Origin of the sequence: Anaeromassilibacillus sp. An200, assembly GCF_002160025.1 — a bacterium.
GTDB classification, from domain to species: domain Bacteria; phylum Bacillota; class Clostridia; order Oscillospirales; family Acutalibacteraceae; genus Caccousia; species Caccousia stercoris.
Map to the genome: position 1 here is coordinate 1 of NZ_NFJU01000016.1, position 26,340 is coordinate 26,340.

At 57.5% G+C, this 26,340-nt stretch carries 39 protein-coding genes, 2 tRNA genes and 1 pseudogene; 15 read left to right on the top strand and 27 right to left on the bottom strand.

Annotated elements, in window-relative coordinates:
• The 8 genes from B5F35_RS18710 to B5F35_RS09285 all read left to right on the top strand — a co-directional run.
• On the top strand, positions 1-248 hold a 248-nt coding region (locus B5F35_RS18710), incomplete at its 5' end, for a hypothetical protein (RefSeq protein ID WP_162611391.1).
• Complete coding sequence (locus B5F35_RS09250) at positions 248-631, top strand: hypothetical protein (RefSeq protein WP_087240265.1); 384 nt, start codon at positions 248-250, stop codon at positions 629-631. The genes B5F35_RS18710 and B5F35_RS09250, both read left to right, overlap by 1 nt.
• A complete protein-coding gene (locus B5F35_RS09255) occupies positions 631-924 on the top strand; it encodes a hypothetical protein (protein ID WP_087240268.1) in 294 nt (97 codons plus the stop codon). Before B5F35_RS09250 ends, B5F35_RS09255 begins: the two co-directional genes overlap by 1 nt.
• Positions 925-1,354: 430 nt before the next feature.
• Entirely contained in the window at positions 1,355-2,074 is a 720-nt protein-coding gene (locus B5F35_RS09260) for a helix-turn-helix domain-containing protein (protein ID WP_087240270.1), read from the top strand.
• 146 nt (positions 2,075-2,220) lie between these two features.
• Positions 2,221-2,508: a hypothetical protein gene (locus tag B5F35_RS09265; protein WP_087240272.1), complete on the top strand. Its 288-nt coding sequence runs from the start codon at positions 2,221-2,223 to the stop codon at positions 2,506-2,508.
• Between the two features lie 321 nt (positions 2,509-2,829).
• Positions 2,830-3,285, top strand: coding sequence for a DUF6431 domain-containing protein (locus B5F35_RS09275; RefSeq protein WP_140401191.1), 456 nt, complete (start codon positions 2,830-2,832; stop codon positions 3,283-3,285).
• Positions 3,282-3,758 (top strand): hypothetical protein, encoded by a 477-nt coding sequence (locus B5F35_RS09280; protein WP_087240277.1) that lies wholly within the window; start codon positions 3,282-3,284, stop codon positions 3,756-3,758. Before B5F35_RS09275 ends, B5F35_RS09280 begins: the two co-directional genes overlap by 4 nt.
• A complete protein-coding gene (locus tag B5F35_RS09285) occupies positions 3,755-4,315 on the top strand; it encodes a hypothetical protein (RefSeq protein ID WP_087240278.1) in 561 nt (186 codons plus the stop codon). The genes B5F35_RS09280 and B5F35_RS09285 overlap by 4 nt, the downstream gene beginning before the upstream one ends.
• A gap of 147 nt (positions 4,316-4,462) precedes the next feature.
• On the opposite strand, the gene B5F35_RS19515 is transcribed toward B5F35_RS09285, so the two are convergent.
• The 18 genes and pseudogenes from B5F35_RS19515 to B5F35_RS09375 all read right to left on the bottom strand — a co-directional run bounded on the left by B5F35_RS19515 (position 4,463) and on the right by B5F35_RS09375 (position 15,419).
• Positions 4,463-4,672 (bottom strand): terminase gpA endonuclease subunit, encoded by a 210-nt coding sequence (locus tag B5F35_RS19515; RefSeq protein WP_330396266.1) that lies wholly within the window; start codon positions 4,670-4,672, stop codon positions 4,463-4,465.
• 63 nt (positions 4,673-4,735) lie between these two features.
• Positions 4,736-5,334 (bottom strand): annotated as a pseudogene (locus B5F35_RS19620) (phage terminase large subunit family protein).
• Positions 5,318-5,887: a protoporphyrinogen oxidase gene (locus B5F35_RS09295; protein ID WP_087240280.1), complete on the bottom strand. Its 570-nt coding sequence runs from the start codon at positions 5,885-5,887 to the stop codon at positions 5,318-5,320. Before B5F35_RS09295 ends, B5F35_RS19620 begins: the two are co-directional and overlap by 17 nt.
• A gap of 553 nt (positions 5,888-6,440) precedes the next feature.
• Entirely contained in the window at positions 6,441-6,806 is a 366-nt protein-coding gene (locus B5F35_RS09305) for a DUF1492 domain-containing protein (protein ID WP_242969458.1), read from the bottom strand.
• 140 nt (positions 6,807-6,946) lie between these two features.
• A complete protein-coding gene (locus B5F35_RS09310) occupies positions 6,947-8,461 on the bottom strand; it encodes a phage portal protein (protein WP_242969459.1) in 1,515 nt (504 codons plus the stop codon).
• A complete protein-coding gene (locus B5F35_RS09315) occupies positions 8,439-8,774 on the bottom strand; it encodes a hypothetical protein (RefSeq protein WP_087240286.1) in 336 nt (111 codons plus the stop codon). The genes B5F35_RS09310 and B5F35_RS09315 overlap by 23 nt, the downstream gene beginning before the upstream one ends.
• Before the next feature lie 2 nt (positions 8,775-8,776).
• Positions 8,777-9,592 carry a hypothetical protein gene (locus B5F35_RS09320; RefSeq protein WP_087240288.1) on the bottom strand — a complete coding sequence of 272 codons (816 nt, stop codon included), beginning with the start codon at positions 9,590-9,592 and terminating at the stop codon, positions 8,777-8,779.
• Entirely contained in the window at positions 9,571-9,900 is a 330-nt protein-coding gene (locus B5F35_RS09325) for a hypothetical protein (RefSeq protein ID WP_087240290.1), read from the bottom strand. The genes B5F35_RS09320 and B5F35_RS09325 overlap by 22 nt, the downstream gene beginning before the upstream one ends.
• Positions 9,887-10,342 (bottom strand): hypothetical protein, encoded by a 456-nt coding sequence (locus B5F35_RS09330; protein WP_087240291.1) that lies wholly within the window; start codon positions 10,340-10,342, stop codon positions 9,887-9,889. Before B5F35_RS09330 ends, B5F35_RS09325 begins: the two co-directional genes overlap by 14 nt.
• Entirely contained in the window at positions 10,335-10,760 is a 426-nt protein-coding gene (locus B5F35_RS09335; RefSeq protein ID WP_087240293.1) for a hypothetical protein, read from the bottom strand. Before B5F35_RS09335 ends, B5F35_RS09330 begins: the two co-directional genes overlap by 8 nt.
• On the bottom strand, positions 10,744-11,619 hold the full coding sequence (locus tag B5F35_RS09340; protein WP_087240295.1) for a sigma-70 family RNA polymerase sigma factor: 876 nt from the start codon (positions 11,617-11,619) through the stop codon (positions 10,744-10,746). The genes B5F35_RS09335 and B5F35_RS09340 overlap by 17 nt, the downstream gene beginning before the upstream one ends.
• Positions 11,620-11,706: 87 nt before the next feature.
• Positions 11,707-12,276, bottom strand: a complete 570-nt coding sequence (locus B5F35_RS09345) for a hypothetical protein (protein ID WP_087240296.1) — start codon at positions 12,274-12,276, stop codon at positions 11,707-11,709.
• Between the two features lie 15 nt (positions 12,277-12,291).
• Positions 12,292-12,513 (bottom strand): hypothetical protein, encoded by a 222-nt coding sequence (locus B5F35_RS09350; protein WP_087240298.1) that lies wholly within the window; start codon positions 12,511-12,513, stop codon positions 12,292-12,294.
• A 12-nt stretch (positions 12,514-12,525) separates the two neighbouring features.
• Entirely contained in the window at positions 12,526-12,831 is a 306-nt protein-coding gene (locus B5F35_RS09355) for a hypothetical protein (protein ID WP_087240300.1), read from the bottom strand.
• Positions 12,832-13,054: 223 nt separating this feature from the next.
• Complete coding sequence (locus tag B5F35_RS09360; RefSeq protein ID WP_087240302.1) at positions 13,055-14,119, bottom strand: hypothetical protein; 1,065 nt, start codon at positions 14,117-14,119, stop codon at positions 13,055-13,057.
• Positions 14,028-14,900, bottom strand: a complete 873-nt coding sequence (locus B5F35_RS09365; RefSeq protein WP_087240304.1) for an LvrA C-terminal domain-related protein — start codon at positions 14,898-14,900, stop codon at positions 14,028-14,030. Before B5F35_RS09365 ends, B5F35_RS09360 begins: the two co-directional genes overlap by 92 nt.
• A gap of 35 nt (positions 14,901-14,935) precedes the next feature.
• A complete protein-coding gene (locus B5F35_RS09370; protein WP_087240306.1) occupies positions 14,936-15,205 on the bottom strand; it encodes a MerR family transcriptional regulator in 270 nt (89 codons plus the stop codon).
• Between the two features lie 13 nt (positions 15,206-15,218).
• Positions 15,219-15,419: a helix-turn-helix transcriptional regulator gene (locus tag B5F35_RS09375; protein ID WP_087240308.1), complete on the bottom strand. Its 201-nt coding sequence runs from the start codon at positions 15,417-15,419 to the stop codon at positions 15,219-15,221.
• Between the two features lie 487 nt (positions 15,420-15,906).
• Between B5F35_RS09375 and relB the strand changes: the two genes are divergently transcribed.
• Positions 15,907-16,512, top strand: a complete 606-nt coding sequence (relB, locus tag B5F35_RS09380) for a type II toxin-antitoxin system RelB family anti-toxin (protein WP_087240418.1) — start codon at positions 15,907-15,909, stop codon at positions 16,510-16,512.
• Positions 16,484-17,932, top strand: a complete 1,449-nt coding sequence (locus B5F35_RS09385) for a tyrosine-type recombinase/integrase (RefSeq protein WP_087240309.1) — start codon at positions 16,484-16,486, stop codon at positions 17,930-17,932. Before relB ends, B5F35_RS09385 begins: the two co-directional genes overlap by 29 nt.
• On the opposite strand, the gene B5F35_RS09390 is transcribed toward B5F35_RS09385, so the two are convergent.
• Positions 17,916-17,991, bottom strand: a tRNA-Thr gene (locus B5F35_RS09390). The genes B5F35_RS09385 and B5F35_RS09390 overlap by 17 nt on opposite strands.
• Before the next feature lie 71 nt (positions 17,992-18,062).
• Here B5F35_RS09390 and B5F35_RS19440 point away from each other — a divergent pair.
• The 3 genes from B5F35_RS19440 (at position 18,063) to B5F35_RS09400 (ending at position 19,463) form a co-directional block, all read left to right on the top strand.
• The gene (locus B5F35_RS19440) at positions 18,063-18,185 is read left to right on the top strand and encodes a hypothetical protein (RefSeq protein WP_275532256.1); all 123 of its coding nucleotides are present in this window, start codon (positions 18,063-18,065) and stop codon (positions 18,183-18,185) included.
• A gap of 224 nt (positions 18,186-18,409) precedes the next feature.
• Positions 18,410-18,802 (top strand): helix-turn-helix domain-containing protein, encoded by a 393-nt coding sequence (locus B5F35_RS09395; RefSeq protein ID WP_087240311.1) that lies wholly within the window; start codon positions 18,410-18,412, stop codon positions 18,800-18,802.
• Positions 18,803-18,872: 70 nt separating this feature from the next.
• Complete coding sequence (locus B5F35_RS09400) at positions 18,873-19,463, top strand: DUF4364 family protein (protein ID WP_087240313.1); 591 nt, start codon at positions 18,873-18,875, stop codon at positions 19,461-19,463.
• 59 nt (positions 19,464-19,522) lie between these two features.
• Here B5F35_RS09400 and B5F35_RS09405 read toward each other — a convergent pair whose 3' ends face one another.
• Both B5F35_RS09405 and B5F35_RS09410 read right to left on the bottom strand, forming a co-directional pair.
• Entirely contained in the window at positions 19,523-19,792 is a 270-nt protein-coding gene (locus B5F35_RS09405) for a pro-sigmaK processing inhibitor BofA family protein (RefSeq protein WP_087240420.1), read from the bottom strand.
• Positions 19,793-19,843: 51 nt separating this feature from the next.
• A complete protein-coding gene (locus B5F35_RS09410; protein WP_087240316.1) occupies positions 19,844-20,119 on the bottom strand; it encodes a hypothetical protein in 276 nt (91 codons plus the stop codon).
• A 124-nt stretch (positions 20,120-20,243) separates the two neighbouring features.
• Between B5F35_RS09410 and B5F35_RS09415 the strand changes: the two genes are divergently transcribed.
• Positions 20,244-20,906 carry a YoaK family protein gene (locus B5F35_RS09415; protein WP_087240318.1) on the top strand — a complete coding sequence of 221 codons (663 nt, stop codon included), beginning with the start codon at positions 20,244-20,246 and terminating at the stop codon, positions 20,904-20,906.
• Here the strand turns inward: B5F35_RS09415 and B5F35_RS09420 are convergent.
• The 6 genes from B5F35_RS09420 to B5F35_RS09445 all read right to left on the bottom strand — a co-directional run bounded on the left by B5F35_RS09420 (position 20,901) and on the right by B5F35_RS09445 (position 25,981).
• Entirely contained in the window at positions 20,901-21,461 is a 561-nt protein-coding gene (locus B5F35_RS09420; protein ID WP_087240320.1) for an ABC transporter ATP-binding protein, read from the bottom strand. The two genes, B5F35_RS09415 and B5F35_RS09420, sit on opposite strands and share 6 nt — an antisense overlap.
• The gene (locus B5F35_RS09425) at positions 21,427-22,230 is read right to left on the bottom strand and encodes an ABC transporter permease (protein WP_087240322.1); all 804 of its coding nucleotides are present in this window, start codon (positions 22,228-22,230) and stop codon (positions 21,427-21,429) included. The genes B5F35_RS09420 and B5F35_RS09425 overlap by 35 nt, the downstream gene beginning before the upstream one ends.
• Positions 22,220-23,284, bottom strand: a complete 1,065-nt coding sequence (locus B5F35_RS09430; protein ID WP_087240324.1) for an ABC transporter substrate-binding protein — start codon at positions 23,282-23,284, stop codon at positions 22,220-22,222. The genes B5F35_RS09425 and B5F35_RS09430 overlap by 11 nt, the downstream gene beginning before the upstream one ends.
• Before the next feature lie 118 nt (positions 23,285-23,402).
• Positions 23,403-23,819 carry a PaaI family thioesterase gene (locus B5F35_RS09435; RefSeq protein WP_162611392.1) on the bottom strand — a complete coding sequence of 139 codons (417 nt, stop codon included), beginning with the start codon at positions 23,817-23,819 and terminating at the stop codon, positions 23,403-23,405.
• Between the two features lie 117 nt (positions 23,820-23,936).
• Complete coding sequence (locus B5F35_RS09440) at positions 23,937-24,914, bottom strand: ATP-binding protein (RefSeq protein WP_087240328.1); 978 nt, start codon at positions 24,912-24,914, stop codon at positions 23,937-23,939.
• A 14-nt stretch (positions 24,915-24,928) separates the two neighbouring features.
• Positions 24,929-25,981, bottom strand: a complete 1,053-nt coding sequence (locus tag B5F35_RS09445) for a DnaD domain protein (RefSeq protein WP_087240330.1) — start codon at positions 25,979-25,981, stop codon at positions 24,929-24,931.
• A 209-nt stretch (positions 25,982-26,190) separates the two neighbouring features.
• On the opposite strand from B5F35_RS09445, the gene B5F35_RS09450 reads away from it, so the two are divergent.
• Positions 26,191-26,266 (top strand) — tRNA-Gly (locus tag B5F35_RS09450).
• The last annotated feature ends 74 nt before the right edge of the window (positions 26,267-26,340 follow it).

Consider the following 26,340-nt stretch of genomic DNA (forward strand, 5'->3'; position numbering starts at 1 on the left):
ACGGCCCGGAAAATCCTGTCATCATCGCACCGGATGCGCTTTACACGGTGAAGATCACCGGGCAGGATATTGGCCTTGTGTGCGGAGAATCTGGCGGAAAGCCTGCGGCGTTCAAGCTTGTGCGGTGCAGACGCGACGGAAACGCTACTCTCTGGCACGTCATCCCCGTCGGAGAACCGGGGCAGGAAGCCGGGATCTATCCAGTTGGTGGCGGGGATCGGATCTTTGTGGCACGGATTGCGGGGTGATGCCGGTGGAAATCGTAGAACGCATTGTTCCCCTTCTGGTTTCGCTCATTGCGGCAGCTACGCCGATTGTGCTTGCGATCTTTTCCAACGGGAAAAAATCTCGGGAGCAGCAGGAAAAAGCCGCCGAAAAGCAGCAGGAAGCATTTGCAAGCCTGCAAAGTGCTATCAATAGCGTTGACAAGCGGCTGGAAACCGTGGAAGCACACGCGGAAGCAGACTATAAAAACATCCTGCAAATCCAAATCATGAGCGAGGAAATGCCGCTGGAGGTTCGCTTGGAAGCCGGGGAAAAATACGTTGCCCGGGGCTGGAACGGCGCAATCAAGGCAAAGTACGAGCTTTTGAAAGATGAATACAGGCGCAGAGAAATGGAGGGTACATAATGGATCAGTTTTTCACATGGGAATTGCTTGCGACTTTTGTGGGCGCGGCAACCGGAACAGGGATTATTACGCAGTTCGTCAAAGACGTGCCGATTTTCCAGAAGATTCCGGCGCGGTTCCTGTCTTACATCGTGGCACTGATTATTCTCGCAGCGGCCACAGCGGCCACCGGCGGCGCTACAGATTGGACAGGCTGGGCGATCATTCCGCTCAATGCCGTTCTGGTTTCCTTCAGCGCGAACGGGGCTTATGATGCGCTGGCGAAAAAGACGTCTGAAAAGACAAAAGAGTGACAAAAATTCTCGATTTTTTCAAAGTATCCGCAAAAGATTATAACTATGCTTGTAATTTTTAATTTTTGCGGTTACTAACACGTTACTAACAAATTCTCATTTGAGACAAAAAGAAAAACCGCACAGAAAGCTTTCAAATGGCTTTCCTGTGCGGTTTTTGCTTGGAGCTGGCAATGTGACTTGAACACACGACCTGCTGATTACGAATTAAAATACGCTCGAAAAGTCTACGAGCGGCTACGCTAAAAAATCCTTATTTCATGCGGGTTTGCGGCGTTTTCCCGAAAGTCTACAAACAGGTGCAAAAGTCTGTTTTGGTGTTCATAAGCACCAAATAAGCACCAAACAAGCACCACGCAAGAGGGACATCAAAGGGCAATTTTCTACCCGGTTTGCCTTGCGTGGTAGTGTAGAGGAAGGAGAAAGCGCCATGTCAAAAGTGAGGACAGATTTTTATTTTACCTATTCTTCCGAAAAGCTCAAGGCCGCCCGTGAGCGCCTTCGGATCTCGCAGGGAGAAACCGCGAGGAGAGCGCAGATCCGCGACGGGACATACAACGGCTACGAGCGGGGAGCAACTAAAACGATCAGCGGATCAAACGCCTGCAAGGTTGCCCTTGCGCTCCGGTGCGAGGTCTCTGAGCTGTTCGATAATTATGAAGCGGCAAGGCTGCATTTTTCATCCCGCGAAGCCAGAAAGCTGACGGAAGAAGATCGGAGGAGCTACGCCGAGAACAACATCGGGCTCGTGAGGTTTTTCGTAAACTCCTACCTGTCTCTATGGGACGGCGATTTCGACGAAGGCTTCAGCGAAGCGCTCGAGGTGTTTTTCAAGGCTCTGGTCGATTTCAGGAAGCCGGAGAAGGAGGAAGAAACGGAAACAGCGCTCCGGGCATATATAAAGCGCTCGATCTACTTTGCCGGGCTGATGAGGCACAAAAAAGAGCACGAGGTTGATCTCCTGTCCCTCTCGGATCCTGTTTTCTCCGAGCTTGATGAAGGCGGCGCAAACAGCGGCGAGCGGCTGCGCTGTGTGGTCAGCCCCTACGACGTCGAGGAGCACGTTGAGGCTCGTGAGGAGCTACGCTATAAGCTGCGCAAAGCAGATCCAGCGACTCGCCGGATCGTCTACATGGAGCTGGATCTTTAAGGCCACGAAAAACGAACAAACCGCGCCTCGTCCCTCTTATGAGGGGCGGGGCTTTTTTGTGCTTCGCCAGCTCTACCCGGTTTGCCTGTTTCTCTGAGCATCTCGGCGCTATGATTAAGTCATTAAAACATAGGGAGGCGCCGCGCATGAACTTCGGGCCACTTTTCGTCACGGCTGGCATCGCTCAGGCCGTTCATGAAAGCGCCGGCTTTGCGTCTGAGCTGCTCGAGAGCATCCGCAGATACCAGACCGGCGACTGGGGCGATCTTTGCCCCGAGGATGTGCAGCTCAACGCGGAGGCGCTCAAGACGGGCGCCCGGATCATGGGCGCATACACCACGAAGCAAGGCGGGAAGATCTGGATCATCACAGAGGCGGCAGACGACAACGGCCGGCGATCTGCTACGACCGTTCTTTTCCCTGACGAGTACTGAGAGGGAGGTAGTGCCGTGAGCTGGAGAGGGTACGAAACAACGAAGGAGGCCGGCGCGCGATGGGGCGTCTGTTCGATGTGGGTGAGTCAGCTCTGCAAGCAGGGACGAGTCCCGGGCGCTGGCAAGATCGGCGGGATCTGGCTGATCCCCGACGATGCCCCGAAGCCAGAGGACGGCCGGATCTGGAACGGGCGCTATGTCGGCGCCAGCCGAAGGCGTCGGAGATCGCGGAGGGGATAACCGGCGGCAGCTCGCGAGTCTGAGGCGGCGGGCCAGAGATCTGCCGGCTGCCGGCTGTCATCATCGCGCCGGCGGCCGCGTGTGCTGCGCAGCCGCTCCCTGATCGGGGAGGTGGCCGTCATGATCGTGACGCGGCAGTACGCCATCACTTACGACGCTGTCCGGGAGGTTTACAAGATCCAGAGTGAGGAGGTGCCGATCTGCCCGAAGTGCGGGGCCGTTATGGCCGGCCACGGGATCCGGCGGCGCCACGCGATCGACTCCTCGGGCACTTCGCGTTGGTTCGAGCTGCGCCGGTGGCGCTGCCCGGCATGTCAAAGCGTCCACCTCGAGCTGCCCGACTTCATGGCCCCGCGCAGGCACTACGGGATCGACGTGATCCGAGATGTGCAGGCCGGGGGCGGCGAGAGCTGCCCCGCCGACGACTCAACGATAAGACGATGGAAAAACGCAAAACAGCTACCCGGTTCGCCTGTTCCTCCAGAGGCTCGGCCTGTATGCTTGAATGGTACCGGCGCGGAGGAGGAAACTACATGAACGGAAAAACGAAGAACGTCATCGCTTCGCTGTGCGCTGTTGCTGCCTTGGCCTTTGCCGGCATCGGCGGTTACATGGTCGGCCAGTCTCCGGCGCAGCCGCGCGACATCTCGGCCAGCGATCGGGTTGAGCAGCAGGACATGGTCGTCGGCACTGTTGGGGCAATCTCGATCCCGGGCTTTTCCCGCCTGAGCTTCAAGGCGGGCCAAACGGCTCAGAATGTCGCCTTCTACAATCCAGAGGGAAACACCTGCGCCTTCGAGATCTCGATCATTTTGCCGTCCGGAAAAGAGATTTTTCACTCCGGCCGGCTTCTGCCCGGCGAGAAGCTGGAGCAGATAGAGATCGACGCAGCCCTGCCCGCGGCCATCTACGAAGCGACGACGCTGCGCTATTCCTGCTTCAGTCTCGACGAAGCAGAGCGGGAGCTCAATGGCGCAGACACGTCTTGTATTTTGGAGGTATTGCCATGAAGAAAAAGGGGTTTTCCCTGATGCTCTGCATCGCTCTCGTGTTCACGATGTCGGCCAGCGCCTTCGCAGCAGATATTACAGAGGCCAGCACAACAGTCACCAAAACGGTCGAGGCCCCACCGGCGCCGGATGTAGGCTCAAGCGCCGGGCCATCGAATGAGAGCAGCTACGAGATCAGCATACCGGCGTCCTTCTCGATGGATAGCGCCGAATTTTTTGAGATCACCGCCTCAAAAATGGAGCTCGAAGAAAAGCAGGAGCTGCACGTCATGGTCGACTATGACCGTACCTTTGGGCCTGACGGCTATTTTTACCTCGCGAACGTCGAAAACCTTTACCTGACGATCCCCTGCACAATCTCGAAGGGGTACTCCTCCGGGGTCTACTGGGAGACAATCACAGGATCGGATAATTCATCCGTCGCAGTCTTTAACAATATCGCCGGCACCACGCCGGATCTGTTCGGAGCTGTGAAGGTGTCAACCGTTGGCGCTCAAACTGCCGCCGGCACATATACCGGCAAGATCTATTTCAACATCCAGATACTGAACTACTAAGCACAGCCGCGCCGGTACAAACGCGGAGGGCCCCCGGAGATCCCGGGGCCCTTGTGCTTTTATGTGGTCAGTTGCTTGGCTGCGCCTGTATGCCGCGCTCGGCTGTTTGCCGGTCATCCGCCAGTCTCCCTCCGGCCTCTCGCTTTTTCAGGAGCGGTCGCGCCAGGTTTGACGCTCGGCTGCGGAGTTGTAGACCACCTTGAGCCGCTGCGGGTCATTCTTGGCGTCGAGGAACTTGAGGACGATCTTCTCCCATGGCGTCCACGGGGAGCTGAAGGCGTTGAGCCAGAACGAGCGGACGCCCTTCTTGTAGGCGTCGGGGTTTTCCGCGATCCACTTGGCCGGCTGCCGGCGCATGGTCTCCTCGGGGATCAGGCAGCCGCAAGCAGGACAGGCCCACGAGACGCCGCCCTTCAGGCTTCAGACCTTCTTGCCGCGCACGTGCTTGGCCTCGGGCTCGAAGTGGATGGCGTCGAACACGATCTCGCTGTACTCCCCACACTCGGGGCAGCGGTGGCACCAGCGCTCCTGCGTGCCTTGGTAGAAGCTGGTCTCGATGTTGCTGGCGCCCTTGATGGTCGGAGTGGAGACCTCGACGGCCTTGGCGTTGTAGAAGGTCGCCTGCCGGGCCTCGGCCAGCGCCCACGGGTCGCCCTCGGTGCCGGCGCTCGTGGCCCAGCGGTCACGCTCGTCGCCGATGATGTAGCGGCGGGGGTGGATGCCAGCGCCGAGGCGCTGTTGGAGCCGGTCAGCGTGAGCATACCGCCCGGGAAAGACTTCTGGAGGATGGTGTTGCCGCTGTCCTTGGCCTTGACATCATGCACCTTTGCCTTCAGCGGCTTGCTGTCCCGGATCATAGGGGCCACGCGCAGCCGGCTGAACTTCCGGGCGTCGTCGATGGTCGGGTGAACATAGAGGATGCTGCCCGGGTCTTGGTCGATGATGTAGCCGATGATGTTGAGCTCGAGCTCCGACTTGCCGACCTGCGAGGCGGCGGCCTTTTTAGTCGTCCGCGTCATCGGAGAGCTCGCTCCATCCCTCCCGATCCCTTACCCGCCGCGCATAGACCTCGGGATCGTATTTGTAGGCGGCCAGCTCCTCGAGGATCTTGTAGACCTCGGCGCGGATGATGTCGGACGCTTCCGCAGCGGTGGCCGCGCTGGAGACATCCACGGCCAGACGCCCGGGCAGAGCCACGAGCATTGACCTGATGCTATACACAAGATCGGTCATGACGGCCTCGACATCCTCGCTGCGGTGCATGGTGCCCTCGAGCTCCTTGAGCTGGAGGGCGGCGATGTCTGCCTTGCTGCGCTTGAGGTCTGCCTCGGCCTCGAGGCGGCGCCCTTCGGTCTCGGCGTCCTTTTTGGACGGCTCCCGGCCGTTGGCCTTTGCCGTCAGGTATCTGATGTACTTCTGGATCGTCGGCAGCAGGTCGTAGCGGTTGGCGTTGCCCTCCTTGGTGGCCGCGATGACGCCCTCCTTGGTGAGCTGCTGGATGCGGCGGGGCGTCAGCTCGAACAGGGCCGCGATGGTCTTGCTGTCGACGAGCTTGGTGTTGGTGTTCGGCATGGCGTCCCCTCCTTTCTTTCGTGCTGCCGTGCCGCCCCACCATTTTCGTGAGGTCAGGAAAATGATCGACGCAGGCCCCGGGCGAAGCGAAACGGCCCGAAAAAAATTTTTGCTGTCTGCGCGTTTTTTGGGCTCGCCAGCACCGCAGGCGTTTCGGTCGCGTCACAGTACCTTCGGCCGTGCCGTGGGCCCCCGTAGGAGGCCCTGTGAGGCCGCGTGCTGCGCTTTCTTTTTCTGTGTGTCGTTGGACTCGCCGCTTCGTTCGGCTGCCGTGGCGGCGGCCCTGCTGGACGTGGTGGCCTTCCTCGGCTTATAGACCGGGCGCCCTCTTGATGTGGCGGTCTGTCCATCTGGCTGCCTCGCTGTTGGCCTGCGCTGCTGCCGAGGGTTTCCGGTGGATCTACCGGAGGCTCTCGATCTGGAGCTGCGCGCTGCCTCCTTCATGGCGAGAAATGGCCGCCGGGCGTTATCCGCTCGACGGCCTTCTTTCTCCGGTCGTTCTTCGGTTGTCCTTCGGTCTGCCGCCGTTTGTCGGCCCGGCTCTGTCCGGTCGTCAGTCGGTTGCCCCTCGGTCGTCTCCATCGTTTTCCCGGCTCTCTTTGAGGATCTCGGCCAGCCGCAGCAGGGCCCGCCCGTGGGCTTTGTATGTCCTGTTCTGGTAGCTGTCCAGCCTGTCGAGGTAGTCCTGCCGATCTCCGTACAGGGCGGCGCAGATCCCGTCCCAGTCTGCCCGGTCGAAGTAGCGCAGCCGCAGCACGGCGCGCTCGTCGGGGTGTTTCACCCGCTGGATCATGGCCTCGATGGATGCGCGCTCCTTCTGTTCCTCCGCGATCGTCTCCTTGATCTGCTCCTCGAGCTCCATCTTCCGCATGACCATCAGGCCGGTGCGGTCAGACGGAGCGCCAGAGCCCCGGGGCATACCCGTCATGCTTAGCCCGGGCGGCGCGGCCATGGTCATCTCCATGAGGCCGAGGCGCTCGTACTGGTTGTCGATCTCTCTGAGCAGTCGGGTGTACTCCCCGAGCCGCTCCTTGATGTCGTTGACTGCGTCCTTTTGGTTCATCTCGGGCCCCTGCTCTGTGTAGGTGTCTCCAGAGCTTCCCGGAGCTTCCTATTCTCCCGAGCGATCTGGTCGACGTTGGCGTCCCATTTGCCGCCGTTGAGCCGGATCGTGGCCTGCTCGCGGGTGGTGATGCCTTCGCCGATGGCGAGGATCTCGGCCGTGATCTCCTTCGTGGGGTCGAGCTGGCCCTGAGACGGGCCGATCCACTCGGCTCCGAGGTATGCCGCCCGGAGCACCGGATCCGAGAAAAATCCCGGGGCAACGATGCGCCCGCGGGCCACGGCCTCGGCGATGAATGTCTCATAGATCGGGGTGCAGAAGTCGTCGGCAAACCACTTGCGCCTCATGCGGAAGGCTTTCCACGCCTCCATCAGAGCGGCCCGGCTGGCGCTGTATGAGCTGTTGAACGCCTTGAGAAGCAGGTCGGCCGGGATCTCGAGGGCTGCGCCCACCTGCTCGCAGATTGCGCGCAGGAAGCTGTCGAAGCCGCTGGCCGGTCGCTTGGGGTCGGCAAAGGTGACATCCTCGCCGGGCTCCATGATGTTGATCTGCCCCGGGCCCATCTCGTACTCGTTGGGATCCCGGCTCACTTCCGGCAGGCTGCTCCCCACCTCGTTGAACGGGTTGTCGCCGGCGCCGGCCTCGGTCTTGATGAAGGCCGTGAAAAAGCTCTCCACGACGGCCGCGGTCAGCTCGCTCTCGGTGTAGCGCCGGAGCTGGAGCAGGGGCTCGATGACCTGCGCGAGGTAGCTGACGCCTCTGTACTGATCCGGGCGCTCGCTCTCCATGATGTGCAGGATGTTCGAGAGCCCTGTGCGTCGGCCGTATGCCTCCACGCGGGCCCACTTGGTCGCCGCTGCGCCCAGCTCGAAGGGGTAGGTGCTGCGGATGTGGTAGGCGACGATCTGGCCGTTGCCATCCACCTCGACGCCGTCGAAGATGGTGTTGCCGTTGGCCGCCTTGCCGGTGGTCAGCAGCATGGGGGTGACGATGCCGGAGCTCGTCGGGGTTGCCACGCGGTCGGCCTCGATCAGGTGGATGCGCAGCGAGTAGGGCATGAGGGGCGTCGGGTCGTACTGCTTGACGACTGCGAACACGTCGCCGCTGACCAGCCACGAGGCGAGGGCGAGCTGCTGCATGGCTGCGAAGTTGTTGACGCCGGTGGCGTCGCACGCCCGCTTGTTGTTGGCCCACAGGGAGAACTCCCGCTCAGCCTGCGCCTGCCATGCGTCCGCTGCCTCCTGAGTCATCCCGAGCGCCTCGCGGTCGATCCGGCTCTTGAGCTGGAGGCCGATGCCGATCACGTTGGTGCGGTTGGTTCGGATGGCTGAGGTGGCGATCGGTGCGGCCATGTAGAGCATCCGAGCTCTCTGCCTGAGCGTCCAGTTGTGGGCGTCGATGTCCTCCTTGGGGCTGCCGCTGAAGGCCCTGAAGCCCTTGGTCGCCCGCTTATGCCAGCTCGCGCCGGCGTCTCCGTAGCCCTTGTTCTTAGGGTTCACTCTCTTGCTCATGTTCTCCTCCTTTTTGCAAAATCCCGTATTGTTCGGCAATCTTTACCGCGTCCTCCTCGCTCAGAGTGGTGGCGTCGTGCAACAGGCTCCAAAACTCACACACGTCCCCGACGTCGAGCTCGTCGTCAAATACAAAGGCGAGGAGCGCCTCGACGGATCCGGCAGCGCCCGCGCATATTGTCAAGCTCAGGAGAAAAGCAAACCGGCTGTCGTCTACTGGCTGCCCCTCAGCGGCTTGAGCTCTCAGCTCGATCGTGACAACCATGGCCAGCTCGGCCCAGCTTTTCAGAATGATGCGATCGTTTCCTTCCATGCTCACAGCCCCACCTTGCCTTTGACGTATCGGCTCATGTGCCGGTTGAGGTTGTGTGTGTATCTCTCGTTCATGACCTCGACGATGCACGCCTCGAGCTCGGGCCGTGCCAGATCTCCGGTCAGCATTTGCGGGACGCTCAAGGTCTTAAAGACGTCGATCGGCGTTCTTGCCTTTCCTCTCCGCTGGAACGGGATCATTGGCGCGCCCTCGGCAGCTCCAGACTTTGCAAGGAATAGGCTGCTCCCGAGTATTTTCCGCTGCCCCTTTATGATCTCGGCGCTGATAGTTTGAACTTTGCGGCGCCCGGTCGATCCGTCGGCCCTTTGGAATGGCACAATAGACGTTTTGGCCTTCATTTTGAAATGGGTCGGCGTCAAGAGCCTGCCAGTGTAAACAATGCCTTTTTCGTATGCGTTCGAGATATTGGCTGCCGCCTTTGCGCCCTTGTTGGGCATTATTTCGCTCTTTTTTATCCCGTAGTATTGCGTGACGATGGTCGCCAGTTTTCCAGGGATCCTTCGCCGGGAGTCGTTTATTGTGTCGTTTCTGGCTTTTTTTACGCTTTTGCTCAGCCCGACAAAATCGTCGTACACCTTCAAGGAGCCCTTCGGCAATTTTGCACGGAAGGAGCTGATCGCGCGGGACTTTGCTTTTTTTGCGATTTTTTCGGGATCGAACGCACTCCCATCAGCGACGGACTTGATCTTCTCGATGTTGTCAGTGAAATTTTTTATTGCCCGGTCTACGCTCTTAAATCCGATTTCTTTGGAATAGACGGTGAAACCTGCAACTTTTACGTCAATTCTTCCGAGCATATTGCCCCCTCACTTTCGGTAAAAATCCCATGCCGGCAAGCAGCTTCGAGGGCGCCATCCTCGGTTATGCGCCCCCGCTCGTACAGGGCCGTCCAATACCGAAGAACGTCGTCGCCTGCGGCGCTGTCTGCCATGACCATGTAGGAAAGTGCGGCCGCCGGATCCGCTTCTCCGCTGCGCTGCATGATCTCCATCAAGAACGCAGCGCGCCGCTTATCGGCCGCTCCAGTGCAGATATACTGAAGCCGGAGCCGCGCGGTCAGGATCATGGCGAGCTCGCCCCAGTTTTTCGCTTCATGTGTTTTCATCTTCACGCTCCTCCTCTGTCCGCAGCTCCTTCTCGAGCCAGATCATGGTGTTTTGATGCAAACAGAGGGCGCGATGCCGGTACGCTTTGCCGTCGTAGAAGTCCGGTTCATCGCCATAGAGTACGCGGGCGATCGTCGCCCAGTCCATCAGCATCAGGTATCTCATGCGCAGCATCTCCCGCTCGTCCGGCGTCTGGCACTTCAGGATCAGCGCCTCAGCCTTTTCCCGGAGATCGCGTTCTTTTTCCTCGAGGATCTGGAGCCGCCCCGCATTTCGCGCCCGGTTGGCCTGCTCTGTCGAAGATGTGGCGGCCCGGAGCTGCCGCTCGCGGCTCACATCGAGGTCGTAAAGCGTGACGGCGTAGCCTTCGAGGAGCTCGTGCGCCGGGTAGCTATGGCCGGCAGCTCTGCCGGTTGTCACAAATATCGGGTTTCTATTCACGGCAGGATCCCCCCAGTCTTTCGAGGCTTCTGTTTGCCGCCCTCAGCGCGCACTTGTGAAGGGCGGGCGCCTTCCGCTTTTCTTTTATGCCGAGAGCCTCAAGGATCTCCGGCCAGTCCTCTCCGTCGATGTATCGGCGGGTCAGGGCTTCGCGGTGCTTCGGCATTTTAATCCCGGCCAGCATGGCGTCGACCTTTTCGCGGAGAAGGCGCTCCCGCTCGATGCCGCACTCGATCCTCTTTTGGATGCGAGCGATCAGCTCGTCGCGTAGTCTGTCCGGCTCCATTCCCTCCAGCTCCTCCACCTCGTTGATCTGAAGGTCAAGCTCCCGTTGCAGGTCTGCGTATTCATAGAGCAGATCCCGGGCGGGGTTGTGGAGCTGGTGAGCTGCTCTGCCGACTTTATTGATCTTCGCCATGTTCTTCCCTTCCTTTCGTGTTCAGGATCACGTCTGCCCACGCTGCCCGCTTTTGGCGGTGCGCCTCGGCACTCCACTCTTTGCGCTCAAGGTGTCGCAGCTCTTTTCGCTCCAGCTCGTCGAGTTTTATGACCGCCAGCTCCACGGCGCTCACTCTGCTGTTTTTGAAGGCTGAGAACGTGCCCCGCAGGCTGTACCGCGAAATGATGTCCTCGCGGTATATCTGGAGCCTCTCGCTTTTCCTGAGCTCTCGGAGGGCCCGCTCCTCTATGAGGGCGATCTTTTTCTCCGCGATCTTCAGGTCGGAGGCGAGATCCTTCACCAGCCGGCTCTCGATGTACTTCCCGCGGATCACTTCGGCCTGCTCGCTGCTGAGCTCCTCGATGCTGTCATTCAAATCCGAGCGAAGGCGATCAAGATAGTCGCGATCCTCGACTGCGGCGAAGTCTCGGAGAGCGGTCGGATCCTCAACAATCTCCTCCAGCGGGCCGGCGTCATCGCCAGCGCCGAAGGGCTCGGATAGGCTGCGGGTGTTGTCCACTTTCCGGAAAGCGGTCATGGCTTTGAGCCGGCCCCGGATATGGGCGAACAGGTATGCCTTGAAACTCGCGCCGATGCTGCTGTCGTATAGCTGCGCGGATTGGATCATCATGAAGTAGCCCTCTTGCAGGAGATCCTCGACTTCCATGCCACGCGCTTTGGCTCCGCGTCTGATGTGCTCGCGCCGCCACTCTCGCCAAACAACATAGCAGATGATCCCTTTGGTCTGCTCGTATAGCTTCGGCGCCAGAGAGAGGTCGCCCTGCTTTATCATGCCGACGATCTCCTCGATGCTCTTTTCTGTTTCTTCAGGCCCCATCCCTTCACCTCCTCGAAGATAGCAGAACAGGAGAGGGCCCGCGATCGGGCCGCCCTCCGTTCCACTTTTTTGATGCTGTTTCGCCCCTTATGCCTGCGCGTCCTCCGTCTGGACTTCCTTCTCTACTTCAGACTCAGGCGCCAGAAGGATGACGGGACGAAGCTCGGATGCCGAGAACTTGGGGTCGGCGTTTACCCTGACAGTGCCGTCGCTCTTGATCGTGAGCATTTCGTCAAGGATCTTTTTGCTGGCCCTCGTCAGCGTCCAGAACTCCGCGTGAGTCTCGCCTATAACGTCCGAGTGCTTCTGGTACTGGCTGAGGCTCAGGAGCGCGATGGTGTCCTCAAAGGTCGAGCTGCCGGTGCCGTCGAGGGCGGTCAGATCCACGGTCATCTCGAGGAGCTCCGCGTGCTGGTCGTTCTGACTTAAAAGCTCCGGAAGGAAGGTGTGCCGGAGCACATAGCGGGCAAGGCTATTTTTCCAGTCGGAAAGGTCTTTTCCCCGGCGAGTGCTGAGATTGGCAAACGGCCGACGCTTGAGTAACTCCGGCACGCTGTCCAGCAGCGCATAGGTTCCGCTGCCCGTCGGCTCAATGGCGAGCCATCTGAAGCCAGAAAAGCTGAAGTGTTCTCCTCGCTGGATTTTAGATATTTTCATGATGCAGCAGCCCCCTCATCGACGGTTTTGGGCGCCTTTTTGCATTTGCTTGTAGAGGGCGGCCGCGTCAATAGCCTCCCTTTCTGCGTCGGTCAGCTTCCTGCCGAGTGCAATCTGGCGCAGCAGCTCGAAGCGCTGACGCTCTTCCTCGGTGGCGGTGGCCGGAGGCTTCATGGCAAGGATGTACGCCTCACGCTGCTCTTTGCTCATGTGTTCCAGCCTGCTCAATTCCTGCATGGTATCTCCTCCTTACCCTTGGTAGTAAATGCGCGCACGGGTGTCCTCGTCGAACACAAGGCCGGTAATGCTGCCGAACGTTCCGGACGGGTTAGAATACTTCGCGGTTTTTTCTGTTGCGAAACAGTTGTAATCGGGATCCTTTCTGGTCGTGCGGCGGTCATCTCCCGCCTGCGTTTTGATCGTCAGGTCTACGGGGCCTTCCGTGACCACGCGGATCCAGCTCAATCTCTCATACCCGAGCTTCTCGATGACATTCTCGCCGGCTTTAGCGTCGATCAACTCATCGCCGGGAGTATTGGCTTTAATAATTCTCATGGTGTTGCCTCCTTTGGTTTTGTCCTGTTTTTCTATACTTTGGCTTTTGGTCTTACCGGAATACTCTGCCGCTTTCCTATCACGGTGCGGAAGTCGGGGACAGGGGAGTCCCGGGCCCACTGGATAGGCTGCCGATGATCGCTTGGCTTCTCGGAAGTTTTACAGTCACAGCGCTCACCGGGGTCGAGGTGGCTGCCGCAGTTTGGGCAAACATGGTAATAGCTCATTTTCTGTTCACCCCCTTCCGCTTCTGTATCGGTCTGAACAGATCCTGCTCCCCTTTGGCCCGATAACGCTGCCGCAGCGCCTGATATGGGAGGCCGGCCGCCGCCGCTGCCTGCTTCAGGGTCATTTTCTTTCCGTCATATTCGACCATGATGCAGGTGCTCCGGTTGTTGTTCTGCTCCGATCTGGTGGCCCATCGGCAGTTTTCCGGGGTGTAGTCTCCGTCGTTGTCTATGCGGTCTATGGTTAAGCCTTCAGCGTAGCCGCTGCCAGTGGCCCACTTCGCGAAGGCGTCGAAGCTGCTCCACTCGGGGCAGACGCGGATCCCGCGTCCCCCGTATCTGTCAAAGTTTTTGTGCCGCGGATTGCTGCATCGGTCGTGCATATTTCGGAACACCTCGAGGAGCTTGTGAGCGGGAGGCTTGGGCTTCCCGTCCGGGCAGTCTGGCCCGCAGCGCTCAGCTCCTCCTCGGATGACGTCGAGCTCGAAGGCAAGGAATCGGCGGCCGCATGAGCAGCGGCAGAGGACGACCGGCTTCCTATTGACCATACCGGCCTTGCCGATGACCGTCCGGCCGGCGCTCGACTGCCCGATCGTCTTGCAGCTGATCGACGGGAACGGGATCCCGCGCCCGCGCGGCCTGCCGATCTCCGACGTCGGGATGCTGGCGCCTTGGATGGCTGCGTCGCTCCAGTCCGGCCACTCGATCGTCTCCGAGGATCCTTTTCGGTTTTGTTCCAGCCTGAGCTTGAGGTATGCAGCGATGACCTCCAGCGTCTCGAGCCTGTGCCGCTTCAGAAGTCTCTCGGTGTTGTTCTTGGCGACTTCCTGCTGGATCTCCCGGAGGCGCCGGTTATTTTCAGCTGCGAGCTCGAGGAGGAGCCGTTCGCTCTCTCCAGAAAGCACCTGATCCGGGCTGATCCTCCAGCTATTGGCGTTTATCGCGTCATTCGCCCACTGTGTCAGCTCGTTATACCCATCCATCATCGGCCGGCTTGAAGCCCCTGCCCCAGTCTCGGCCGGCGTCTGGATCGCGCCCATGTTCTCGCTGATCGCCTGCATCCATGCTCACCTCCTCACCGTTATCCCAGTACCCGCCGTTGAGCCATGTGGCCGGGTTGGGGATAAAGCGGCCATTGTCCCGACGCCACTGTTCGGAGTGCTTCTGAGCGTTGACGGCCTGCATGATAGCCTCATGCAGCTCGGCCGTCGGCTTGATCTTCCTCCACGCCTTGAGGGCGTACTGCTTGCCGACCTTCTTGGGGTAGGCGTTCCAGAACTCGTCAAACCTGAGCTCGACGGGTGACTTCTTCGCCCCGTCGCTCCCCTCGCTCGAGGGGGAAGGGGGAGTAGTGGTCTCTGTATTGTCCTGTTCTGTCTGGTTTGGTTGGGTTAGGTACGGTAGGGGCGTGACATCGTCAGGCGTCCCGCGTGACTCCTCCGTGACTTCTCCGTGACCTTCGTGTGCCCTTGCCTTTTTCCTCTCCCGCTGTCTCTGCTTCCGAGCCCTGTCCTGCTCTCTGCGTGCCTCTCGCTGCTCTATCAGCCGGCCGGCATAATCATACCAGTCGTGAAGCGAGAGGCCGTCGTCGGTTTGGTCGAGGTAGCCAGCCGCCACGAGGGCCTCGATGAACTGCCCGGGATCTCCCTCCCACAGAGCAGCATCAGCGATTTCCTCGGGATCGTATTGATGAAGGTCTCCATCCTGCGCAAAGTCGAGGGCCCAGTACCAGATCCCGTGAAGGTGGCCTACCACGGTTGGAACTGACACCCCCAGCAGCCGGGCAAGTTTTTTCGTCTTGGGGTGTCGCCATAACTCTTGGTGGCTTTCGATCCACGCCATAGCATCGCCTCCTTTCTCCATGAAGCCGCCGGCTATCAAACGCCTATCCTGCGGATCCCGGTCGGCCGCGCCTCGGTCTCCTCAGAAACAGGGTGCGCGAGGTACTCCAGCAGCGAGTCGTAGTTAAGCAACCGCCGGCGGCCCATTTTGATCGAGGGGATCGTGCCGGCAGCGACCAGCCTGCGGATCATGTAAACCGTGACCGGCGTGTTGGGATCTTCCAGCTTGAGCTCGGCGAGAGCCTGCTCCGGGTATCTCATGCGCGGCGCCTTTGCGGGAGCCCGCTCGGCTGTCATCGTATTCATGCTGCCGCCTCCCTTACAATATGGTGAACAGCTCGGCGACGGGTCTGCCGAGTGCATCGGCTACCTTTTTTGCGGTCGAGGGGGATGTTGAGTTGCCCCGCTCCACACGGCTGATCGTCGCCTGTGTGACCTTCGCCTCATGAGCGAGCTTGGTCATGTCCCACCCGCGCTCGATTCGAGACGCTCTGAGCGCTTCGGCCTTTGCCTTAATCATTTTTTTGCTCCTTTCTCAGGTGTCGGGAGACGGAAAGAGACCGCCGAGCGGACTCATTCTCCCGAGGTGGAAAATGGTCTTCTCGGCGGTCTCTTCGACCATCGGCTTGCGATGGTGGTGCCCGAGTTCCGGTGCTCCGTATGCGGAGCCAGAAAATTCTTGGCTTCAGCCGCATCTTAACGATACACTTTCCAAACAGACGCACTTTTCCCATGTTGGGGTCTGTCTGTTTGGGCGGCTGATTTCGGCCACACAGTCACCGACGTGGTGTGTGGTGATGTCATCCGGTTTTAACAGATAGTTGGTGGTGTAGGGTCTGGGCTACTAATTCCCGTTTATCCATGCGCCCGATTCATTATCGGGCTTTACTGTAATATATCACCTCTATGCCAGATTGTCAACAATTTGTGCAAATATTTTAATTTTTATTTTTGTTCTTGCATTTTGTAGTATAAAGGTGTATGTTTATAGTAAAGGAGGCGACGCTATGATCGGCGACAAGATTAAACTACTGCGAGAGGCCAAAGGATTGACGCAGCAGCAAATTGCTCAGGATCCCGCTTTCGGAATTAAGCAGGGAACGCTATCGGCGTATGAGAGAAATGCGCGAGAGCCAAATATCGAAACGATCAGGAGGATCGCGGAGTATTTCGGCGTCACATCCGACTATCTGATCGGTATCAGCGAACACCAGACAGCAGAGTACGACGCAGTCGGGAAAGTCATCCCGCTATCCGATGACGCCATTGATGCCCTGCGAGGATATGACGCCGCGGAACTATCCACAATTAGCTCAGTGCTCTCGGCGTCGGCCGCGACGGAGTTTTTCGAGGATCTTCGCGCCTATGTCATGGCGTGCAGCCCCGGGCCCGAGGATCTGGCCGAGCTGCTGCCGATGGCCGACCACATAAACAGGAGCGCCTCGGCTGATCATGTCGCTCTGGAGATGCTCACCAGCTACAAAAGGAAGCTGCTCGACAGGGCGCTGGATGAGCTATGCGAGGAGCTGACGGCGGCCGCCGACCTCAGTACATCCACGAAGCCGACAAAAGGAGGGGAACGCCATGGCAACAGCAGTAAAACGAGGAGATAGCTACAAGATCACGGCCTCATGCGGCTACGACATCTCCGGCAAGCAGATCCGCAAGCACACCACATGGACGCCGCCGGCCGGGATGACTCCCCGCCAGATCGCGAAGGAGCTGGAGCGCCAGAAGGTATTATTCGAGGAGCGGGTGAACTCCGGCACTACAAAGGACGGGAACATCCGGTTCGAGGACTTCGCCGCGATCTGGATGAAGGACTTCGCTCAGAAGCAGCTCAAGGTCAAGACCTACACGGGCTACGAGAAAAGCCTCGTGCGGATCAATCAGGCCATCGGCCACATCAAGCTCAAAGATCTGCGCACCGGCCACCTCAACGAGTTTTACAGAAACCTCGAGGAGACCGGGATCCGGGCCGACCTGAAGTACACCAGCAAGATCGACATCGGCGCGGCCATCGAGCAGGCAGGTGTCACGCGCACGGCCTTCGGGAAGGCGGCCGGAGTCGCGGGGAACACGCTGCGGATCGCCATCTCCGGCAAGAGGGTCAGCAAGGAAACGGCCACGGCGATCAGCGAGGAGCTCGGTCTGAAGCTCTCGGACGCCTTCAGGCTGGAGCAGCCCGATCGGCTGCTGTCCTCCAATACCGTCCGCTCCTACCACCGGATCATCAGCTCGTGCCTCGGGAAGGCGGTCAAGTGGGGCTACATCCCCTACAATCCGGCCGTCAACGCCGAGCTGCCGAAGATGCCGAAACAGGAGGCGGCATATCTGGACGAAGCGGAGGCCCGTCAGCTTTTGGTGCTTCTGCATCAGGAGCCCATCAAGTACCGGGCGATGATAACCTTCGACCTTCTCTCTGGCCTGCGACGCGGCGAGCTGCTCGGGTTGCGCTGGCAGGATGTGGACTTTGAAAACCAGACCATCACGATCGTGAACACGCTGAACTATGCGCCCGGCGCCGGCGTCTATGTCGACACGCCGAAGAACACCACGTCGGCCCGGCCGCTGAAGCTCTCACCGACCGCCTTCTCGATGCTCCTCGAGTACAAGCGGTGGCAGGACGACCAGCGCGACGCCTGCGGCGATTATTGGAAGGACACGGTCGGCCGCGTATTCACCGGAGACGACGGCGCCCCGGTGTTCCCCGACTCTCTGACAAAATGGTTTGCCGCCTTCGTGAAGCGGAGCGGGCTGCCGGACGTCCACATTCACAGCCTGCGCCACACCTACGCGAGCCTGATGATCGCCGACGGCACTCCGCTCCCCGTGGTCTCTCGCAGACTGGGCCATGCACAGGTCAGCACCACGGCCAATATTTACGCCCACGCCATAGCGTCGGCCGACGAGAAGGCCGCACAGATCGCCGAGAAGTTTGCCGACGTTGTGACCACTCCCGAGGATTGTCAGGCAACAGGCAAAAGAAAAAGCCCCGCCAAAAGGCGGGGCAGGCTGGAGCTGGTGGGGTGACTCGAACACCTGACCTGCGCATTACGAGTGCGCTGCTCTACCGACTGAGCTACACCAGCATAATGAAGGCAAAAACCTTGTTTTTGAGAATAAGCACCAAATAAACACCAAACCGACCGGAACGAGCCGAGTGGCAAACGGGAAAACGCTGATTTCATGCGGGTTTGCGGGCTTTTGGGCCTGCTTCGACCTGCTGATTACGAATCAGCTGCTCTACCGACTGAGCTATGCCAGCATCTGTCAAATGACTTGATTATTATATCGAAACATGAACAGCTTGTCAAGGGGGTGAAGGGGGAATATTGCGATATTTTTTGGAAAGCCTTTTGCTGTGAATATTCTTCACAAAATAGATCGGAATCGCCCCGCTTTCATTAAGATATATTTGATATCTTGATTGTAATGGATATAGAGACTATAAACAGCCGTTAGGTCAGAGTCTTTAGGGAAAGGAGAGGAACGATCATTCAGCCAAAGCTGCAACTTCGGGAAAAGCTGAGAAAGCTGAGAGAAAACAGTGGTTATACACAGAGCCAGGTAGCGAAGATTTTGAATTGCTCCCGATCGACTTATACCTATTATGAAACGGGAAAGTCTTCGCCGGATCTTTCCACTCTTGTCACGCTTTCCAAAATCTATAATGTGTCAATTGAATCGCTTTTGGCGGAGGAGGGCAGTGCGACTGTTCTTTCCGACTCAGGCAAGCTGTCCATGGATCGAAAAAACAGCAGTCATATTTATGAACTGAGCGCGGATGAAATGCTGCTGATTGGGTATTTTCGTGCTGCCTCCAGTCAGGAAAAGGAGGAGCTTCTGCGCTTTGCCCAAAATGTAAACTGTGAGAAGAAGGAAAACAAAGGGCACGCTTGAAACCGATTCCGGCTTGTGATACAATAAAGCGCAGGATGGTTTGCATCCTACAGCAAAGGGGGAAGCCGGAATGGCGTTTGATGTATTTACAGGCGGGATTGAGCCCGGTGGGCTGCGCAGCAAGGATGAAATCCGTATTCTGATTTGCTACCTGCTTTCGAGCGTTTCGGTTCCTCTTTCGCGGGAAGATATTCTCTCCATTATGCAGGAAAATGGTTTCGCCAATTATTTTGAGGTGACAGATTCTCTTGCAGAACTTACCGAAAATGGAAATCTTGTTTGTTCCGGCGATCAGCCGCCGTTGTATACGGCAGCTCCACAGGGGCGTATGATCTCCAAACAGCTTGATACGGCTGTACCGCTTTCCGTAAGGGAAAAAGCGGTTGCCGCTGCGCTGAGTCTTTTGGCTCGTGCCAAAAGGGAGCAGGAGAACAAGGTCGAGATCGTGAAAAATGCCGCTGGTTATACAGTGACATGCCATGTTTCAGGGGGCGAGGTGGAATTGATGAGCTTTAGCCTCTATGCACCTGATCAGAACCAGGCGCATATGATCAAGCAAAATTTTCATCGCTCTCCGGAGTTGGTTTATCAGGTGATGCTGCTGTTAATGACAGGACAGGTGGAGCAGATTCCTGCTGTCATCAAAAAGGCAACAAAATAGGGAAGGCGCCGCTTTTGCGGCGCCTTCCTCTGCGTTTTTTGGGTGCGGCTTTTCATAGATCATGCCCCCAAGAGGAGATTCATCAGCAGCAGCAATGTGACACCAGGCAGCCCAGCCGTTCCGGCAACTCCAATGGCTAAGGGGCTCAGGGGGAGAGACACGCCGGTGAATGCGCCTGTCACGTTGACAGCGAGCAGAGCACAGAGCCCAACTAAAACTCCTCCGGCAGCCCTCTGCACTGGTTTTTTGGCTTTTACAGCCACTTGGATTATCACCAAAAGTCCAAAAATCCCCAAAGCAATCAGCCATGGCACAAGCTCCTGCGGCATAGAATATTCCTCCATTTCCTGTGCGATTGCGTACACAGGCCCTTTCCTTTTTCAAAGAAAGGGCGCGCATTGCACATGCTCTCTTTTTGCGCGTTCAAAGAGACTGCGTCCCTGTGCAAGCAGGGACTGCCGCTCATAAACGCAGGCTTCCACCAAATCTTCATCGGTTTCCAGCTGGAACCATGCTTCGTTGCAGGCCAGCCTTCTGTGGACCTCGCGAAGCTCATCCAGAAGCTCTTTGCGCCGTTGTTCTCCAGCTTTCGTTTCCTGGCTTGCCCGCACTGTTTCCGGATTGCCGCGCACGATCAGCTTGAGTACGTTTTCCATCGTATCCTCCGCCTTTCGGTAAATCTTATGCAAACAGTATGGACAAATATTCCAGCGCTTATGCAGGCGGCGTGAGCGTGCGTTTGTTTGACAGAGGTGTTTTATTTTGCAGCAGAAAAGACAAATGTCGGAATCTATGATCCTTGGGATTGTGCTGACACTCGCGGGAGGTTTTCAGGATGCCTATTCTTATAATGGGCGAGGCGGTGTGTTTGCGAATGCACAGACAGGAAATATCGTTCTGTTGGGGCAAAATTTGGCGATGGGACGATGGGAAACCGCTCTCCATTATCTGTTTCCCCTGTTATCCTTTTTGCTCGGTGTGTTTGCCGCGGAATGGATCCGCAGCCTTTGTGAGCGCGTGCGTGTGCTGCACTGGCGTCAGGTGATTCTGCTGGGAGAAATTATTCTGCTGGTGTTTGCCGGATTGTTTCCGGACACCATGGCAACGTTCGCGAACGTTTTGCTTTCCTTTGCCTGCGCCATGCAGGTCGAGAGCTTCCGCAAATTTCGGGGTATCCCATGCGCCACAACGATGTGTATCGGAAACATGCGCAGCGCTACGGAGCATCTTTATCATTACCTTCGTACCCATGATCCGGAGCAGAAACGGCGCAGCATCCATTATTATGTGATTATCCTGGTGTTTGCTGTGGGCGCCGCGCTGGGAGCTGTGCTTACCATCGCTCTGGGGCGGGGGGCCATTTGGATCGCCGCTGTTCTGTTGCTGATCGGCTTTCTGCTCATGTTCAGCAAAGGGGAACAGGAAGCGCAGGAAGCCTTATAATCCCATCTGAATAATCCTTGAGCCCTCAGGCGGCGTGTGATGAGTCACAAGCAGAGCAAGGCGGTTTTTGGTTTCTTGCTCCAGCAGATGTTCCATTTGGGCGCGTGTGCCGGAATCCAGCGCATGAAACGGTTCGTCGAGAAGAAGAAGAGGAGCGTCGAAAGCCAGCGCTCGGGCAAAAGCGACGCGGGAGCGCATTCCTCCTGATAGTTCTCCAGGGTATTTCCGCTGAGCCTCCTCCAATCCAACAAGTGAAAGCCATCGAAGGGCTTCCCGTCTGGCACGCTTGCCCAGTACAGCTTCCAGGTTGCCGAGCGCTGTCCGCCAGGGAAGAAGCCGATCCTCCTGAAAACAGTAAGCGATGCGCTCCGGTATGCCGGACACAATGCCGCTGTCCGGGTGCTCCAGTCCGGCTATACAGCGAAGAAGCGTCGTTTTTCCGCAGCCGGATGGACCGACGAGGCTGACAATGCCTGTTTCTGGGAAGGAACAGGAAAAGTCTTGGAGAACCTGTATGCCGTTAAAGCTTTTTGTCAAGTGTTGAATGGTCAGCATGAGCAGCCTCCAGGTGAAGCAGTGTCAAAAGCCGCCGCATCAGCAAAAGCACCAGCTTTTCCAGCGCCACGCTCATGGCAATGACAACGGCGGTCCAGGCAAAAAGATCGGGCGTTTCCAGATAAATTTTTGAAGCATAGATTTGCCCACCGAGCGATAAGCGGGTGTTTGCCAGAACTTCCGCTGCCACTCCCGCTTTCCAGGCCAGACCAAGCCCGGAGGTACAGGCGGTCGAGAGATAGGGGGCGGCGGAGGGCAAATAGATGTATCGAAACATCGAAACGGGAGAAAGATGGAACATCCGTCCCATTTCCACCAGATTCCGATCGGCACTGCGGATACCGCCCAGAACATTTTCAAACACGATCGGAAATACCATCAAAAAGGAAGTAAATACCGGTACGCCAGGAGAGGCGATCCAAACCAACGCCAGAAGAATAAATGAGGCTACCGGGGCCGCTTTGATGATACTCAGCAGCGGGCGGAGCAGTGCGGCGACGGCGGGAAAGCGGAACGCAAGCCCCGCCCCACAGAGCCCTGTGAGCAGGGCAAGAAAAAAGCCGCAGAGGACTCGCAGCATGGAGCCCCCCGCGGCTGCCCAGAAGTCCGTTTCTCCCGCAAGGGTGAGCAAGCGTTCCGCCACCCGTACCGGGGAGGGAAGAAGGAGTTCCAGATGAACCAGGAGACTGGCTATCTCCCACACCATAAGCCAGAACAGCACGGCCAGAGCGGAAAAGAGAAATCGGCGGAGCTTCGGCTTATTTTTCATAATAGAAGTCATCCTCAGGCATGGCGCCGCCTACGGATTTGGGATTGGCATCAAAGAGAATCTGAAGAAAACCTGGAAGCTTTTCTTTCATGTCGTTTCCATCGAGGTATACGATATTACATTCCGGAATAGCTTTTTCCGCCACAGCGGCAGGAATCAGATCCATTTCACCGGAGATTGCGGCAGCCTCTTTCGGGTTTGCGTTCACAAATTCCACAGAAGCCTGATAATCCTCCAGAAATGCGTCGAGAGCTTCCTTGTGCTCCTGCGCAAATTCACGGCGCACCGCCAGGCATCCCATTGTCAGAATACTTGTTCCTCCGGCGGCCTTGTCCCACTCCTCGGTCAGGTCAAGTGCAATTTTCAGATCGCTGTTCTGGCTTGTGGCCTGTGTGACAAAGGGCTGCGGCAGAACAGCGATTTCTGCTTGCCCGGAGGCCATCAGTGTGGCGATTTCAGAATGCTCCGTCTTGTATTCAACGGTGACATCCTTGCCGGGTTCCAGACCATTGGCGAACAGAATATACTCAAAGGCATATTGGGCTACGGTTCCCTGACCCGAGGAATAAACGGTTTTTCCCGCAAGATCGGAGACAGTGGAAATGGATTCGTCACCGGCGGTGACAAGATAGAGCACGCCAAGCGTATTTACCATGGCGATCTGGATTTCGCCGCCTGTCTTGTTGTAGAGGGCTGCGGCAGAGTTAGTGGGGAGAGCCACAGCGTCCAGCTCACCTGTTGTGATTTTTCCGGTCAGTTCGTCAGCCGCGCCCGCGAGAGTAAAGGTATACGGCTTTTCACCGTCGGCTGCTTCCTGCATGAGCTGCAGCATCCCCAAACCGGTTGGCCCCTTCAAAGCGCCGATCCGAATCGTCACAGCATCCGAAGAATCTTCCAAAGTGCTTTCGGCGGCCTGTGAAACGGCAGCCTCTGACGAGGAAGTGTCGGACGAGGACGGGGAGGAAGAGGAGGAGGTTCCTGCTGAGCAGGAAGCCGCTGACACGGTAAATGCTGCGGCAAGGAACAGAGAACAAATCTTTTTGAAGAGTTTCATGGAATTTTCCGACCTTTCTGGCGGAGGTTTATCAAACCACCGCCGATTTAAAATACAAATTGGATAAATAATTAAAAATACAACAAAAAGTAAAATCCAAGATTCCACAAAAACCGGTTTAGTTGGGGAAGGAAGCAGGGATCTTCAGTTTGGAGTATGTGAAGGTTCCCTTGCATAACAGCGTTCCCTGGTCATCGCGAACGAATACATCGTATACCATCAGGCGTTTGCCGATTTTCAATGCCTTGGCGCAGGCATGCAGGCATTTTGTATCCAGGCCCGCATTGAGATAGTGAAAGCTGCTGTCCACCGTACAGACGGCAGAGCCTTGCGCGAAGGCTGCCACTCCGCCTGTTACATCCGCCACAGTAAAGAGGATTCCACCGTGTACCGTGTGAAAGGGGTTGTGATATTCGGGCGTGATGGGCATTTCTGTCTGTGCGCCGTCCGCGCTAAGCTCTGTGACCACCAGGCCGATCTTGGTGGAGTATTCATCGGATTGATTGATTTGCTGCCGAAGTGCTTCGTAGTTCATGGAGATCTCCCTGTCATTCAAATTCAGGCGCAAAGGGCAAGGGGAAAACGCCCGTGTGTTTCCGCAGAAAACGGATCCGGGCATTTGAAAAATGCCGCCGGATCCGTTCTATGGATGCTATGCCCGCCGGGGCTGGGAGGCCTGCATGCGCTTCTTCTGGCGGATGTCGTCTCCCTGAAAGAGGCAGCGGACATAGTCCGCGATGATGCGGGAAGTAAAACGGTTGGTATAGGCCGCTTCCAGCTCCTTCATGGTCAGATTGGTGCTGATGATGGTGGGACGCCGCGTCATCTGACGTGTATTGATCAGGTTGTAAACTTCCGCCACCGAGAAGGCGGTGCGGAATTCCGTTCCAAGGTCGTCGAGAATGAGGAGATCACAGTCCATCAGGCTTTGCCGGGTGGAGGTTTCCTCATCGCGGCCGAAATGCTCGCGCTCGAGCTTTTCAATCAGGTTGTTGACGGAGCCGTACACCACGCCGAAGCCTTTTTCAATGACGGCGCGGGCGATGGCGAGGGAAAGATGAGTTTTTCCCAGGCCGGTGCTCCCCATCATAATAATATTGGGGGAGGAAAAGGAAAAATTCTTTGCGTAGTCCATACAGTTGAAGAGGATTTTTTCCATGGAGGCGCGGGTCTGCTCCGGATAATAGTCCAGCGAAAAGCTTTCAAAGGTGGACAAAGACAGCGGCGTGAGAGCGTTCAGCTGGCGGCAGGCTTCCTCCCGCAGAGCCTGGCGCAGACAGGAGCACAGGATCCCGTCCACATAGCCGGTATCTTCGCATTTGGGGCAGGAGTAATGCACGGTAAGAAAATCGCCTGGCAGCCCTGCTTTTTGCAGGAGCTCCTGCTGTTCCCGCTGCAAAGCCTGGTTGCTTTCTTTCAGCCGGGAAAGGTTTTCGCGCACATTTCCGCCCCCCAGAACGGCGCGGGCAGCCGCCAGCGCCGTACGGGAAAGCTGGCGTTCAATCTCCGCGGCGCGGGGACAGGCGCTGAAAAAGGCAGAACGGCGTTCTTCCGCCTCGCGCTCCGCTTTGGCGCGCTGATCCGCGAGTTTTGCGGCGGCATTGCGGTAAACCTCTTTGCTGTAACCCAAGTGCGCCCCTCCTCTCAGGATGTAAAGCTGTCGAATGCGCCGGAACGCTCAAAGGAATCGATGTCGTAAGAGATACGGTTTTCCTCCTGTTCCTGGCGTGCGGCAGCTTTCTGCTCCTGCTCCCGGCGCGCCTGATCCAGCGACAGAATCCCCTCGCGCTGCCAGCGTTCCAGAATCTTGTTCATATACCGCAGACTCAGCTTGCCCGTCTGGTTCACACAGCGCTCATAGGCTTCCCGGATCATATCGGGAGAAAAGCGCCACTCGTTGATCCAGCGGGAGGCCAGCTCGGTTTCCTGCTTGGTGGGAGAACGTCTGGAAATGCCAAGCGTCTGCTCGACCACACCCCAGGCCCGGGAGCTTTCGCTCAGGCGGCGGATTTTCTCCTCTGCCTTTTCGTGAGTGTTGATTTCTTCGTCCGCCCAGTTCATCGCAGCCTTTTCAATATACCTCATATTGGATTTTCCTATACTGACGGTATATTGCAGGAGCATCAGAATCACGTCGGTGGGAAGGCCAAGGTAATCGTGCATCATCAGCAGGGTGGAAGAGTCCCCATTGTTGATTAGACGGCCGAGGATTACCTGGGATTCCTGCATGAGCATGGCGATCTCCGGGCTTTCCGCAATGCGCTGGGCCACAAAGGCGTTGTCCGGCTTTTGCGGACGAGTAGGCAGCAAGGGAGCAGGCTTGTGTGCGGCAGTCTCCTGCGGGGACGGCACTTGCGCCGTCTGCACTGTCAAAGGCTTTGAGGAGACCGGCGTTGGAGCAGGTGTCTCAACAGAGCTTGTCCGGGCAGTGGGGGCGGGCGGGGTGAAACGGCCGTCCTCATCCCGAACAAGCAGGCCGCACTCCTGCCAATACAGCATGGCGTCCGCCACGTCGGCTTTTGACACGCCAAGCGCGTCGGAGAGGGCGTCCTCCCCGATGTTTTCGCCTCCATGGCGCAGCAGCCACAGCAGGGCTTTGAGCTGGACGGATCCGGCCAGCTTCAGGTGCCGGTCAACCAGCTCGGTAGGAACGGCGAATACAGAATTCCATGCGCCGAGATTTAACAGATAGCTCAAAACGGGGCCTCCTCCATTGTGATCCAAAACACAGAGCCGCGCAAAGCGGTGTTTCTCTAACGTTTATTGTAGCACATTGCGGGGGTAAGCTCAATGCCCCGAAAAAAATCAGAAAAAATTTGAAAAAAGGTGTTGACATTTTTGAAAACGTGTAATATAATAACACACGTCGCCGAGAGAGAAAGCGACACGGAAGAAAAAGTTGATATGCGAACGTAGCTCATCTGGTAGAGCGCCACCTTGCCAAGGTGGAGGTAGCGAGTTCGAGCCTCGTCGTTCGCTCCATGCATCCCGGTTGCATTTGCGACTGGGATTTTTGCATTTGTCAGGAAAACGGAAAAAGAAAAATTCCCCTGTCT